10 protein-coding genes are annotated in these 13,999 nt (G+C 43.7%); 6 read left to right on the forward strand and 4 right to left on the reverse strand.

Annotated features, from left to right (window positions below; translation table 11 throughout):
* Positions 1-577 precede the first annotated feature (577 nt).
* The 4 genes from SVI_RS09310 to SVI_RS09330 all read left to right on the forward strand — a co-directional run bounded on the left by SVI_RS09310 (position 578) and on the right by SVI_RS09330 (position 5,688).
* Positions 578-964 carry a DUF7694 domain-containing protein gene (locus SVI_RS09310; protein ID WP_013051254.1) on the forward strand — a complete coding sequence of 129 codons (387 nt, stop codon included), beginning with the start codon at positions 578-580 and terminating at the stop codon, positions 962-964.
* Between the two features lie 817 nt (positions 965-1,781).
* Positions 1,782-3,047 (forward strand): sugar MFS transporter, encoded by a 1,266-nt coding sequence (locus SVI_RS09320; protein ID WP_013051256.1) that lies wholly within the window; start codon positions 1,782-1,784, stop codon positions 3,045-3,047.
* A gap of 199 nt (positions 3,048-3,246) precedes the next feature.
* The gene (locus tag SVI_RS09325; RefSeq protein WP_041419836.1) at positions 3,247-4,461 is read left to right on the forward strand and encodes an RsmB/NOP family class I SAM-dependent RNA methyltransferase; all 1,215 of its coding nucleotides are present in this window, start codon (positions 3,247-3,249) and stop codon (positions 4,459-4,461) included.
* A 486-nt stretch (positions 4,462-4,947) separates the two neighbouring features.
* The gene (locus SVI_RS09330) at positions 4,948-5,688 is read left to right on the forward strand and encodes a cytochrome b/b6 domain-containing protein (RefSeq protein ID WP_013051259.1); all 741 of its coding nucleotides are present in this window, start codon (positions 4,948-4,950) and stop codon (positions 5,686-5,688) included.
* A gap of 127 nt (positions 5,689-5,815) precedes the next feature.
* Here SVI_RS09330 and SVI_RS09335 read toward each other — a convergent pair whose 3' ends face one another.
* Positions 5,816-6,877: a UDP-glucose--hexose-1-phosphate uridylyltransferase gene (locus tag SVI_RS09335; RefSeq protein ID WP_013051260.1), complete on the reverse strand. Its 1,062-nt coding sequence runs from the start codon at positions 6,875-6,877 to the stop codon at positions 5,816-5,818.
* A 370-nt stretch (positions 6,878-7,247) separates the two neighbouring features.
* Between SVI_RS09335 and SVI_RS09340 the strand changes: the two genes are divergently transcribed.
* Positions 7,248-10,517: a DEAD/DEAH box helicase gene (locus SVI_RS09340; protein ID WP_231847854.1), complete on the forward strand. Its 3,270-nt coding sequence runs from the start codon at positions 7,248-7,250 to the stop codon at positions 10,515-10,517.
* 38 nt (positions 10,518-10,555) lie between these two features.
* On the opposite strand, the gene SVI_RS09345 is transcribed toward SVI_RS09340, so the two are convergent.
* The 3 genes from SVI_RS09345 to SVI_RS09350 form a co-directional block, all read right to left on the reverse strand.
* A complete protein-coding gene (locus SVI_RS09345; protein WP_041419837.1) occupies positions 10,556-11,242 on the reverse strand; it encodes a flagellin in 687 nt (228 codons plus the stop codon).
* A gap of 152 nt (positions 11,243-11,394) precedes the next feature.
* Positions 11,395-11,826 carry a secondary thiamine-phosphate synthase enzyme YjbQ gene (locus SVI_RS21080; RefSeq protein WP_083779896.1) on the reverse strand — a complete coding sequence of 144 codons (432 nt, stop codon included), beginning with the start codon at positions 11,824-11,826 and terminating at the stop codon, positions 11,395-11,397.
* Positions 11,827-12,354: 528 nt separating this feature from the next.
* Positions 12,355-12,753: a hypothetical protein gene (locus SVI_RS09350; protein ID WP_013051264.1), complete on the reverse strand. Its 399-nt coding sequence runs from the start codon at positions 12,751-12,753 to the stop codon at positions 12,355-12,357.
* Positions 12,754-13,525: 772 nt separating this feature from the next.
* Here SVI_RS09350 and SVI_RS09355 point away from each other — a divergent pair.
* Complete coding sequence (locus SVI_RS09355; protein ID WP_013051265.1) at positions 13,526-13,999, forward strand: TlpA family protein disulfide reductase; 474 nt, start codon at positions 13,526-13,528, stop codon at positions 13,997-13,999.

A 13,999-nucleotide genomic window follows, 5' to 3' on the forward strand; every position in this document is an offset into this window, starting at 1 on the left:
CTTTTTGTATTATTCAATCCTGTTTGTATCATGGGCTCCCAGGGCTTAAGCAGAGTCTGGGGGCCGTTTGGTTTTAAGAGTGGCGATATTAGAGGGCAATTGTTCATATTGCTTCTCTAAGACTCTTAGTGATAGACCAGTGTTATTTAGGCCTCTAAGTAAGAAGATAGCTAAGCTAAGAGATAAGGTTTAAGAGAATCTCAGACATGAAAAAGACATGAAAAGGCCGCTATTAACTCATAGCGGCCTTTTGTAGATCCCCAGTTCCAGGTTTTCATAAACTTTGCTTTGCGCCGAATAGATTTTTAACTCTTTGCTATTTCAGTTAATGCTCTCTTACAGTCACTAGCGTGATAAAAGGGGCCTTTAGTTAATGTACACATAATGTGAGGTATGTGTGTCTCAGTAGCGGGGGGCGTTCATAGTCAACTACTAACTACTAACTACTAACTACTAACTACTAATAGCCTTAATAGGGCTTAGATATAAACTAAGCAATAAACTGATCGGTATAACAGCTGGATTTAGTCAATGTCTGAGTTCAGTTTAAGCAGATGACAAACTTGTTAGGATGAGCATGTTTAACGTACCAGAGCGATATAGATTAAAGGTACCAAAAGGCCAATACCTCTATTCGGACGCTACTTTTGGCAATAATGGCGTGTTTAGTGTGCCCGTTAATCTCGCCATAGGCTCAAAGTATGGCCAAGGTATTTTGAGGATTCAATGCAGTGATGGGGGCGGGTGGGATCATGTTTCAGTCTCCTTGCTCAGAAGAGTACCAAGGCGGGAGGAGATGTGTCTGATCAAAAAACTTTTCTGGTCTGATTCTTCCTGTGTTGTTCAATGTCATTCGAAAAATGATGAATACCAGCATAATCATGAGTTCTGCTTGCACCTTTGGCGTTGCCAAACATCAGAGTTCCCACAGCATGAAAGCATCTTGCTTGGGGTTAAGGTGTAATTATGAATATCATTTTTTCCATGCCTCCATGGATATTCAGCTTTCTGGTAATAGTGCTCTCGAGTTTGATGATCTTAAGTCTTGTGAGCTTCTATTTGCGCATATCAGGCCGGAAGTTCCGCGAAGTAGAAGACCGTAGGGCCAGAGAAGCACAGGGTAGCTGTATCTTATCTCTACTTAGTACTCAGCCCAGGGAGAGATATCGATGAGCTAGCATTACTGAGCAAATATAATTTAGCTTATCTTGCCGATGAAAATGGACATAGACATAGACATAGTACCGAGAGCGCTGCCAGCGAGGATATATCCCTGACTTTTCCTAAATCCTATATTGTTAGGCTAGTTAAATGTTGGGGTTACATGAAATTCAGGTGTTTAACGTTATGAATATTGCAGAGTATTATTCCGTTCCTTTCGGGCTTGCAACAATATCGCATCAAAATAATTGATGCCATCTGGTGCTAGGTTGCATTTATGGATTGTAATTTTCAAACAAACCATGAAAGTGGCTTTCAGTTTCAATTTGTTAATTTTAATTATGATAAAAATCAAATGATTACCAGTATTTTTTCTTGTGAGTAAACATTGGTTAACAGCCATTTATTCAGGGGCGAGTTATCGACAACTTGCTCTCCTCGCTGTATATTCACGCTCACAATAAAGCCTTAAGTGAAAACTTTTCACTTAAGGCTTTATTCTAGATAAGCTTAAGTTAGACGTTTCCATTTCCATGTATTTACATCAGGGTATGGGGGTTGAATCATTTAGCCTAATAAGCACTAGCCTACATTTAGTCAATAACTAGAGAGAACAAAAAATGGCTTCATCATACAACCCAGAGATAGCGACTGGCCTAGGTGAAAAACCTCAGGAAAACTACCGCTTCGCTCTGATATCACTGACCTCACTTTTTTTCATGTGGGGATTCATTACTTGTCTGAATGACATTCTGATCCCACATCTGAAAGCGGTATTTTCACTGAACTACACTCAGGCCATGCTGATCCAGTTCTGCTTCTTTGGCGCCTATTTTTTGGTGTCCCTTCCTGCGGGTAAGTTGGTTAAACGCCTAGGCTACCAGAAAGGGATAGTCACAGGCTTGGTGGTTGCGAGTCTGGGCTGTGCCTTGTTTTACCCTGCCGCCGAATTTGCCACCTACGGGCTCTTTTTAGGTGCATTATTTGTGCTTGCTTCAGGGATCACCCTATTACAGGTCGCGGCAAACCCCTATGTGAATTCCATGGGAAGCAGCGAGACCGCATCGAGTCGTTTAAATTTGACTCAAGCTTTCAATGCTTTAGGTACTACTGTGGCGCCTTTCTTTGGTGCAGTATTAATATTGTCTGTGGCCTCATCGGCAGCCTCTGATCTGGTTAACACTCAGGCCGAAGCTGAGGTGGTTAAGCTACCTTATCTCCTGCTTTCGGGTATATTGGCAAGCTTAGCACTCATTTTCTCGAAACTTAAACTGCCAAAAATAGAAGCACATATGGCAGATGATACTAGCCAGATAAGCTATAAGGGCAAGACAAGCGCTCTGCAGTCTACCCATTTAGTATTGGGCGCTGTGTGTCTTTTTGTCTATGTTGGCGCCGAAGTGTCCATTGGTAGCTTTCTGGTCAGTTTCCTCGGTGAGAGCCATATTGCCGGATTAAAAGAAGCCGATGCCGCGCACTATATCGCCTATTACTGGGGCGGCGCCATGATAGGACGCTTTATTGGCTCGGTTGTGATGCAAAAAATTGCGGCGGGTAAGATGCTAGCCTTTAATGCACTAATGGCCGCTCTGTTAGTTGCTGTGGCCATGACAAGCTCTGGCAGTATGGCTATGTGGGCTATATTAGCGGTAGGCTTGTTTAATTCCATCATGTTCCCAACCATTTTTAGTTTGGCTCTGCGTGATCTTGGTCCCCATACGTCACAGGGATCTGGCATGCTTTGTCTGGCAATCGTTGGCGGCGCTATCTTGCCTTTACTGCAAGGGATAACAGCCGATGCTTTTAGTATTCAGCAGGCTTTCTTCCTTCCTATTATCTGTTACGGCTATATTTTCTTCTACGGGGCGAAAGGCTCAAAAATGTAGAGATGTTTTAACAGACATACTGACTTAAAATGGCGACCTAAGGGTCGCCATTTTTGTAATGATTTATTGACTTGGGCGAGATGGGTAAAAATACTGAGCACAGGGCCAGACTTTACTTGCGTATTGATGGCTTAACTCCTATGATCCCCCACGTTTTCATTCCAGTCCTTATTTTCAGGCATCCACCGCAGGCGATTTCATGCTTAACTCACCACTTTCTCCCAGCTCGACCGAATTAGTCATCAATGTTTTAGATATGGTCTTATCTGAAGGTAAACCTTTAGACAGAGCTTACTCTCATCATTTCTCTGGTTTACAATTAGCACCGTCTGAGCAGGCTCGTATCACTGTGGTCGCCGGAGATATCCTACGTAAATTAAACCTTTACTGTTATCTTTCCGATGTGAAATCTGAAGAGATGTCACGTATGGGTACTCGCTTACTCAACGTATGGCACATGTTCCATGAACTTGAACTGCCTAAGATGCAATATGCATTACAGATGGATGAGAGAGAATATTTTGACCGTTTGGAGAAGGCCAAGGTTCAGCCAGCGTTATGGGACGGTTGTCCTGAATGGTTAGATACCATGGGTCAGGCTCAGCTCGGTGATGCTTGGGCGAAAGAAAGAGCGGCATTAAGTACGCAACCTAAGCGTTATTTACGAGTAAATCTTCTTAAGTGTACTCGTGAAGACTTAGGCAAGAAGCTGAGAAATGAGCAAGTTCAAACAAAAGAAGTCGAAGGTGTCGATACAGCACTGGAAGTCACTTCGGATTCGGCACTATTTCGTACCGAGAGTTTCAAGAAGGGTTGGTTCGAGCAACAAGATGCCGGCTCACAACTGGTGGCAGCGGCAGTAGATGCTAAGCCGGGTATGCGGGTTGTTGATGCCTGTGCCGGTGCTGGTGGTAAGACTTTGTCCATCGCGGCTCAGATGCAGGGCAAGGGACGTTTACTGGCCATGGATGTTGAGCAGTGGAAATTAGACAGTTTGAAACAGCGTGCTCGCCGCGCCAACGCACACAATGTAGAGACTCGTATCATTGCCAGCTCTAAGACCATCAAGCGTCTTAAACTCAGCGCCGACCGTGTGCTGCTGGATGTGCCATGTTCAGGTCTTGGGGTACTTAAACGTAATCCAGATGCTAAGTGGCGCGATACGCCAGAACGTTTACCTGTCTTGGTCGCGCTGCAGAAACATATCCTGCAGAGCTATAGCCGTATGGTGAAAGTGGGTGGCATCTTAATCTACGCCACTTGCTCTATTATGCCCGAAGAGAACCGTGATCAGATTGATGCATTCCTGGCTGAAAATGATCATTTCAAATTAATCGAAGATGAGAACATCAGCGTTGCTGATTCAGGATTCGATGGTTTCTATTTGGCTAAGTTAGAACGTATCTCTGAGTAAACCATCTAGCCTATAGTTTGCTCGTTTGGCTTAGATATGATTTACCTGGATAAGTATTTGACTAAGCTAGAAGGTATCTCGGAGTAATTCATACTCCTAGTGATATAGCTTGAAACAGAGGCGGGCTACCGCCTCTGTTTGCTTCTTAATAATAATGCTCATTCCTCAATGACTGTTTTTTAATCTAAGCGTCTATTGTCTATTTTCATTCTTTCTCTGATACCTAATTATGGCTATTATTCCTAGCTACAATCATGACTCAAAGATAACCCATTCTCAAAACCTGCGACAAGACACACTTATTCTACATATCATCTTGTTATAATTAATGAATAGTCACGTTAATCATATTGGAAAGGCGTAAAATAATTCTATTAGTTAGCCGTAAAATACTCATATTAGATAGGCCTAAATAATTATATGGCTTGCTAGATTTCATTAGCCAGCATTGAATCAGACCAACTGTAAAGATCTAGGGGGATCACTATGTCGTTATCGACAACCGAGAACACCATTCAGAGCAAAACCTACCGTGTGTGGGACAGGCCAACTCGAGTGTTTCATTGGCTTAATCTGTTATTGGTACTCAGCTTGATGTTTGTCGGCTTAATCATGATGTTTAAGAGTGAAATTGGTATTACTGGTTTAGAGGCTAAAATAGGCCTAAAAGAGTTACACACGATTATCGGCTATTTGTTCGCAATAAACCTGATGATAAGACTGGCGTGGGGCTTCATGGGTAATCGTTTTGCCAGGTTTGCTAGAAACGTACCTAGAATAGCGGAAATTAAGGACTATAAAGCGGTATTGCGTGAAGGGGGAAACCCTCAATATATAGGTCATAACCCCATGGGTAAGCTGGCTGTGCTGGTCATTATGCTCACCTTGACACTGATCATGGTAACGGGATTGATCCGCGCCGGTACAGATATTTATTATCCGCCACTAGGAGCGTCATTGACTCAATATATTGCCGCCGAGGGTGTCGATGCCTCTAGCATTAAGCCTTATGATGAAACTGGCGTAGACAAGGCTAAGCTGGCCGTTATCAAGCCCTACAAGAGCCTAGCGGGAACAGTGCACTTATATAGCGTCTATTTTCTTATGCTATTGATTGTGCTCCATGTGACTGGGGTGATTATCGCTGAGCTGCGTCATCAGCCTGGGATAATATCCGCCATGTTTTCGGGGAATAAGCATATAGTGGGATCGCCGTTAGATAAGTAACTCTGGTATTGGTTTTTTGATCTAGGCGTTAGCTTCTACTGCTATCTTTTTTTCAGCCAGATTAGCGGGTTACCCCACTAATCTGGCTGGAATATTAACTTCTGTTATTATCTAAATTATCTGATCATCAATCTTTATCTAAATAATGGATATCTGTGGCATCTCTGAGTCTAGCCGCGGCTTGCTCTGGGGTTAGATCTCGTTGAGCCTCAGCCAGCATCTCATAACCCACCATAAACTTCTTCACCGTGGCAGAGCGCAGTAATGGCGGGTAAAACACGCCGTGTAGCTGCCAATGGTCGCTATTGGTCAAGTCGCCATCTTGATCCCGTGCAAAGGGGGCGAAGTGCCAGCCCATAGAATAAGGAAAAGAACAATTGAACAGGTTGTCATAGCGAGTGGTCAGCTTCTTGATGGCTAGTGCAAGTGAGTCTCTAACTTCATCGCTTAGTTCATCAAAACGGCGAATGTGTGTTTTTGGCATTAAGATGGTTTCGAAAGGCCAGGCTGCCCAATAAGGCACGACAGCTAACCAGTGCTCGGTTTCGACCACAGTACGGCTACCATCTTCTTGCTCGCGCTTTACATAATCCAAGAGTAAGTTAGTGCCATGCTCTTGTTGATAAGCTCTTAAATTATGGTCTTTTTTTCTGAGTTCGTTGGGCAGATAACTATTGGCCCATACCTGTCCGTGGGGGTGGGGCTGAGAGCAGCCCATAACAGCACCTTTATTCTCAAAGGCTTGCACCCAGACATATTCCTTGCCTAACTCAGTTATTTCACTCTCCCAGGTATCTATGACTCGACGTAGCTGCTCCGTGGTGAGTTGAGGTAATGTCTTGCTGTGATCCGGTGAGAAACAGATCACACGACTCAAGCCTTGGACGCTTTCACTGCGCATAAGGGGATCGTCATTAAAGGGGGCTTTAGGCGTGTCGGGGGACAATGCTGCAAAATCATTACCAAATACAAATGTTGACTGATAATCAGGATTAATCTCACCACTTATGCGTTTATTGCCGGCACACAAGAAGCAGTCTTTATCGTAACTCTGACCTTGCTCATCGGACACCGCCTCGTCCTGGCCTTGCCAGGGACGCTTAGCTCTATGGGGAGAGACGAGTACCCAATCACCTGTGAGTGGGTTAAATCTACGGTGTGGATGTTCAATAGGATCGAAGCGAGTCATAGCATTCTACAGAAGGATATTGTATACCACGGGATTATATAAGAATGAATCCAAAAAGCGATAAGAGAATCGTACATTTATTGTATGTTTCAATCTGGCCAGCTTATTCATTAACCGATAGCTTGACTAGGGGAGAATAAATGACGTCTATCAAGCAATAATATATTGGATTTAACACTCTTGATGATATAATTCTCCCTTTCATTTAAATTTATATTGTTTAAAAACTTATACTAGGTGTTCTGTTTTCCGTCACCTTGGTTTGTTTTTAGTATGAACGGATAATCATGATTGGAAGGCGATATTGATCCAACTAGAAGCGTTTTTTAGCCAGTCAGTGTTATTTGACGGAATACAGGTTTTATTGGACATGCCACTGCTGAGATTCGATCACAGCGGGCCTATCTTGTCTGGTCAATTTGACTCGGTTCCGACTCTAGGAACAGTTGAGGGCTGTGGTGTTAGTGATGGCATTATTGATTCGATTGTCACTGCCACATTAGATTGGTCAGCGGGTCCTGTGATTGCTTCAGGCAACACGACTTGCAGTGTGTGTAGTGATTCCCAGTTACCTTGCATCCATATTGCTGCCATCGCCATCGATTATTTAGCCAAACAAGTGCCTATTACTCCCTATCCCAGTGAGACGAAACGGGCAGATACAGCATCAAGGCTTTTAAGGACTGAGCTCAATAAACGCTACGATCCTTATCCTAATATGGCCAGACATAGAGTCGTATATTTATTATCAGTCACTGATGGTGAGCTACACCTGAGCGTCCATAAAGGTTATGTCAGCAAATTAGGTAAATACTCAATCAAGACAGATTTAGGCTTCGAGGTGTTAGACCGAGGCAATCTGCCAAAATTTGTGACTCAAACCGATGTTTATTTACTCCATAGGCTAAGAGAGCTAGCCCAAGCTTTAGATACAGGGGCGAGAGATGCTCTGCAAGAGAGGCTTTCAATAGGATTAGGAGACACTTGCGCTGGTGAGTTTCTTTACCATTTAATTGCAACTCAACGCTGTTTTTGGCTCCATTGCGATCAAGTTCCTCTTAAAATCGAGCAACATAATCTGGATGATTTTGTCGACCCCAAGGCCTTAATTAAAATAGATTCAGGGCAATTCCTGGACCTTGCCAGTATGAGCCTAGTATTGACCGATCTAGGGCCTTTTTGGGGTGAATTAAGCGACAAGCCTCTGGCCGAATATTTACGGCAATTAGCGGATGATGACAGGGAATGGGCACCTAAGCTTAAGATACATCGTGCAAGGGTCGACTTCCCTTGGGATGAACAAAATCATCTGGATATAGAAGTCGCGAGCTTTTCCCTTTGCAGCGAAAATTTGGAATGCAGTTTAGCCGACATTTTTGCTCTCGCCAGTGAGTCTCCCCATCTATTAAAACTCGCCTCTGAACTGAGTATTCAGTTGTCAGATTTTCAACTTCTTTCATCTGGATTTGAACCTATAGTCTGGCATCAGTTTTTACTTGGGGATCGTGAATTACCTCAGATATTGAGTCAACAAATGGTTGCAATACGACGCCTGATGTTGGCAGGCTGGTCCATAGATTTTCAATTAATCAATCGTTATTCCTTAGTACAAGCTCATACATGGTATGGAGAGCTTAGTCATCAAGCCCCAGATAAACAATGGTTTGACCTTGAGCTAGGAGTCGAAGTTGATGGCAAGAAGATTAATTTACTGCCTTATCTGGTCAAAGCCATAAGACAGGGATTGTTGCAAAACCTCAGTGATACAGAAACGGTACTCATGGAGCTCGACTCTGGACAGCGCTTGTCGCTGCCTGCCGATAGGATAAAGCAGATCTTATCTGTACTCGTTGAGCTTTACGAAACAAAGCCGCTGTCGGTGGATGACACCTTAACCATGTCCATGAATCAGTTGACCCGAATTGCTGAACTGGCTGACCGAGATAAAATCAACAAGAAAGAGTGGCAATGGCTCGGAAGTCAATGGTTACAAAATAAAGCTCAGCAGCTGTACTCTTATTTGGAAGTCGATGGAAATGATAAAGGCGCTGTGAGTAAAAACTCTCATGGTAAAAGACCCGGTTTCACGGTTCTACCCCCAGTCGGACTCAATGCTGAGCTCAGAGAATATCAGCAGTTGGGATTAAATTGGCTGCAATTTTTAAAGAAAAATGAATTTTCAGGCATGCTCGCCGATGACATGGGTCTGGGGAAAACCATTCAGACTCTGAGTAGTATATTACTCGATAAAGAGGCCGGAAACTTGTCCAGCCCCTGTTTAGTGGTCGCACCAACGAGTCTGTTAGCCAACTGGCTTCACGAAGCCGAGACCTTTGCCCCCGAGCTTAGGCTGCTGCTCTGGTCCGGACCAAAACGTCATCGTTTACAAGATAAGATTAAGGACTGTGATCTCCTGATCACTAGCTATGGCACCTTGCAACAAGATGTTGAGTTGTGGGCCAAGCAACATTTTCATCTGGTGATCTTAGATGAAGCCCAGACCATCAAGAATGTGCGTAGCCGAATAAATCGCGTGGTGGGCAGCTTGTCATCGACACATAGGCTCTGCTTGACCGGTACACCTTTAGAAAATCACCTGGGTGAATTATGGTCATTGTTTAATTTCTTGATGCCGGGTTTCCTCGGTACTTATGCTCAGTTTCAGCGGCACTATCAAGTACCCATTGAAAAAGAGCAAGATGATGAGCGTCGTTGTGCATTAGTGCAAAGGATCGCTCCGTTTATGTTACGTCGGCTTAAATCTGAAGTTGCCAAAGAGCTGCCCGACAAGACGGTTATTAATGAGTTTATTAGCCTCACTGAAACTCAGAGAGATCTCTATGAAACTATCCGTTTAACCATGTCTGAAGAGGTCAGGAAAGCGGTTTCAGTCTCAGGAGTAAAGCGTAACCGATTAGCCATCAGTAATGCCTTACTCAAACTCAGGCAGGTCTGCTGCCATCCCAAATTACTCAAACTCGATCACTTACAGCAATCTAGCCAAGACAATGTCTATCTTGATACTGGCTGGGATACATCAAATATTGATGTATCCCATAAGCTGGGCTCGGTTAATGGGCTACAACTAGCCGAAGATGTCAGCAAGCTAGATACTCGCTCCGGAAAACTAAATTGGCTTGCCGATAAGCTGCCTGGCATGCTCGAAGAGGGCAGGCGGGTGTTAATATTTTCCTCCTTCACCAGCATGCTGACCTTGATAGGTGAACTTTTGGAAAACCTAGGCATTAGTTTTGTTGAGCTAACAGGTAAGAGTCGAGACCGTGGGGCATTGGTTAAGCGTTTTCAGCAGCGAGAAGTACCGGTATTTTTAATCAGCTTGAAGGCGGGAGGCGCGGGTTTGAATTTAACCGCTGCAGACGTGGTTATTCATACCGATCCTTGGTGGAATCCTGCTGCCGAGCAGCAGGCCAGTGATAGGGCTCATAGAATTGGTCAGGACAAGTCGGTGTTTGTCTATAAACTCATCTGTAAGGAAACCGTTGAAGAGAGGATACAGCTGCTGCAGGAATCTAAAAATAACTTAGCTCAGAGTATTTATCAGCAAGAGAGTCTGGCTGTTTCTGATATGACAGGGGATGACTGGCTCGAGTTACTTAAGCCTATAAACTTAGATGACTAGCTGTCGATTAATCGTCCTGTCTCTTGTTGGGTACAGGGCTAAATAAACTGATTCAAGAGCAGGCCTTTGCGCTCTTCTTCATCCTTTTTCAAAATCACGGCAATTTTGAGTTGCAGCTCGGTCTTGAGTAAATCAGCCGAGCTTTGGGCATAATCGGTATCTTGAATTCGCGAGCGTGCCGCGCTGTTATTGATACTGCTAATTTGGTAGCTATCGATGCGACTATCTAGGCCATTGTACTGAGCGCCATCTGTGCCAGCACTGTCATCGATACTCGCACTTGCAGCATCGATGGCTGTCAGTGCAGCATTGGGATCGCTGCTATCGAGTCCTGACACAAAATTATCCTGTCCCAGCACTTCTGCCGCGATGACATTGATCTCATCAGTTAGCTGATTTAGCTCGGCTTGTATAGCCTGTTTATCATAAATTGGGTTTCCCGCCAGTATGGTGAGCTCCCTGGCTCTGACAAGGTTGTCGGTAATAGAGGCGTATTGACTGGCTTTAATATTGAGCATACCTTGCTCATCTCGTGCATTTCTGGCGCGTATCTCTGCCTCATTGATACTGGATGTGAGTCTATTGGCGATCTGTAGGCCTGCAGGGTCGTCTGCTGCCTTATTTATCTTACGTCCGCTACTGAGCTTCTCTATCAGTTCTTGGCGCTTCTCTTGCAGTTTCTCGAAGTTACTTAAATGCGAGGACTGTGCGCTTGGTAGTTTCATCTCTAGCCCCATATTTGTGTCATTAGCACTCTAGGCTAATTATCTAACTAGGCAGGTCAAAAAACAAACGTTTAAGCCGAGTGTTTAGAGCAAATCGAAGTAATAAAACCCAGCTTATACCTACAACTTATAAAGAGGCGTTATACGGATTGTTAAAGCGGTCGTGACTCTCCCTGCAGGGTGACAACTAGCTTACGCTCACCCGCTGAATCTCTTGGCTCACACAGATAGATCCCTTGCCATATACCCAGGTTAAAATGGCCATTAGTGATAGGAAGCGTCAATGATACGCCCAATAGACTGGATTTAAGGTGAGCCGGCATGTCATCCGGGCCTTCATAGGTATGGGTATAATAAGGTTCATTTTCAGGCGCGAGACGATTGAAATAGCGTTCGAAGTCGACCCGTACACTGGGATCGGCATTTTCATTAATGGTTAACGCGGCGGAGGTATGTTGCAGATGGATATGGGCTAAGCCTATGCTGAATTTTTTAATCTCAGGGATCTGCTCATAGATTTCGTCTGTGATCAGATGAAATCCCCGAGGTTTAGCAGGTAAATTAAATTCTTTTTGATACCAGATGACTTTCTCTCCTCACTCTTTATTCTTTAAATTAGACTGACAGGAATATATATTTAAGTTAACTCATTTTCAGTTTCGTGAGTAACCGCTAGTCTGCCAGCAGACTAGATACTGCTGGGATGAACTCCTACCTATTCTACCAGGGCTTGGGAGCATGGCTCAGTTACCACAAGGCTAAGTATAATTGGAACACTGCTGGATACCTAGGGCATAAGTATCCTCAATTGACGGGAAAGAGTCGAACCTAGGGCTGTGTTTAAGCGATTGAAGCCGCGAGAAAGCCGATACTTCTGATGGGGTTGGATTTTTCGATAAACTCAGGAGTATTAATACACCTGCTGCAGGTATAAAACATAGGTCAGCCTGGAATATTTATGAGTAATAGATGCTTGGAGAGTGTGGGATGATGAGCCGAGGGGCTTAATTCTGGATGACCAAGTCTATAATATAGCCCTGAATAATAAATAGCCCTGTTAAGCAACAGGGCTAAATTAGTTGATTATCTAATTGGATTTCTAACCAAAATGTCTAAGCAAGGGATTGGTTCTTACTCGGTTTAAAGAAAGAGGTTATTGCTAAGATAAAACCTAATGCGCCAATGGCATTGACCGCTATTCCAGCAAATCGCCAAAATTCTGAAGGCCATAGACTGTGATCTTTAGTTAACCCACCGTAAATGGTCATAGCGGCGAGTAAAAAAGCTAAAAGAGAGATTGAAAAATAAAGGGGTTTCCACGCTTTGTTTAAACTGAAAACTAACAAACTTCCCGCAATTAACACCACCACGATTGCCATCATTGAGGCGGTAGGACCGATAGATTGTTCGCCGTTATGAAGCTGCCAGAGCCCGATAGCATTCCACAAAATACATAAAAATAGATGAGTGAGTTGCACTTTTAAGGCTAAAGCGTAGTTTGTTTTTAACATGCTAAATTTCCCTGATTACGAGAAACCAAATCTGGTGCGGCTTCTCAATTGTGATAAGCGGGGATCTTGCTCCTAGTAGAGCAATAATACAAATAAAAAACACCCATGTGTCGCCTTGGTATTGATACTGCTAATTTGGTGTTATTGATGTGATTATCAGGGAAATATACTGATCACACTAGGTGCCTGCACTGTTGCCCATGTGAGCATTTATTTCTTATCTAGACACACTAGTATCCTGAGGTTCTTGCTAGTGAAAATTAGGTTCGCTGAAGATTGTAAACTCAAGCTGCTACCTAAATGAGATTGCTATTACTTGAGTCTTATTTGGTGTCATTGATGTGACTATCAGGGCGTTGTATTGAACACCCAAGGTGCTAGTACTCTTGCCCATGTGAGCATTTATCTCTTTATTTATACTTATACAGAATTTTCCATAATCCTATCTAGACACACTAGTATCCTGAGTTTTTTCTAGACCTGATTAGGTATGTTGAAGATTGTAAATTCAAGCAGACATCGAAAATTAAGCACAAAGGGACTGTGAATTCTTACTGCCATTAGGACGGGATCAGTGTCGTCATGTTAAATAATTGCTAAGTTAAATGAGTTTGCTGTCACTTGCGTCTTAGTTTGTGTATAAATGAAGTACAGCCTCCAGATATCAGGTCGACCGTTAATGTTTAATCTATCGTTTTGCCACATCAACTTGAGTCGTGTCTGCTATCAGTTTTTTACCATAGCGCTTTTCACCTTAGGGTTATTGACTATAGTGCTATTGACCTCGGTCCAGGGTATCGCCCAGCCGAGTTTGGATTATGAGGTGCAGACCCGAGAGGGCGAAAGCTATTCATTGTCACAATATTCTGGCCAAGTGATCTATGTGGATTTTTGGGCATCCTGGTGCGGTCCTTGTCGAAAGTCATTTCCCTGGATGAATCAGATGCATCATAAGTATGCAGCCCAGGGGCTCAAGATCATTGCTATCAACTTAGACAATGACTTATCACATGCCCGCCAGTTTCTCAGCCAGATCTCCGCCGATTTTACGATCGCCTATGATCCCAATACTCAGGTGGCAGGAGAATTTGATATCTTGGGTATGCCAACTAGCTACCTGTTCGATAGGAAAGGTCAATTGGTCGCTACACATGTGGGTTTCTTTTCGGAGCATAAGGCGGACTATGAATCCGAAATTGTCCACTATCTTAAACAAGCACAGCCTTTACAGCGTAAATACAAGTAG

The sequence above is a fragment of the Shewanella violacea DSS12 genome, assembly GCF_000091325.1.
Lineage (GTDB): Bacteria > Pseudomonadota > Gammaproteobacteria > Enterobacterales > Shewanellaceae > Shewanella > Shewanella violacea.

Bases quoted from the DNA above. Each gene is read 5' to 3' on its own strand.
- SVI_RS09310 (WP_013051254.1), top strand. From the start codon at position 578: ATGTTTAACGTACCAGAGCGATATAGATTAAAGGTACCAAAAGGCCAA.
- SVI_RS09320 (WP_013051256.1), top strand. From the start codon at position 1,782: ATGGCTTCATCATACAACCCAGAGATAGCGACTGGCCTAGGTGAAAAA.
- SVI_RS09325 (WP_041419836.1), top strand. From the start codon at position 3,247: ATGCTTAACTCACCACTTTCTCCCAGCTCGACCGAATTAGTCATCAAT.
- SVI_RS09330 (WP_013051259.1), top strand. From the start codon at position 4,948: ATGTCGTTATCGACAACCGAGAACACCATTCAGAGCAAAACCTACCGT.
- SVI_RS09335 (WP_013051260.1), bottom strand. From the start codon at position 6,877: ATGACTCGCTTCGATCCTATTGAACATCCACACCGTAGATTTAACCCA.
- SVI_RS09340 (WP_231847854.1), top strand. From the start codon at position 7,248: ATGCCACTGCTGAGATTCGATCACAGCGGGCCTATCTTGTCTGGTCAA.
- SVI_RS09345 (WP_041419837.1), bottom strand. From the start codon at position 11,242: ATGAAACTACCAAGCGCACAGTCCTCGCATTTAAGTAACTTCGAGAAA.
- SVI_RS09350 (WP_013051264.1), bottom strand. From the start codon at position 12,753: ATGTTAAAAACAAACTACGCTTTAGCCTTAAAAGTGCAACTCACTCAT.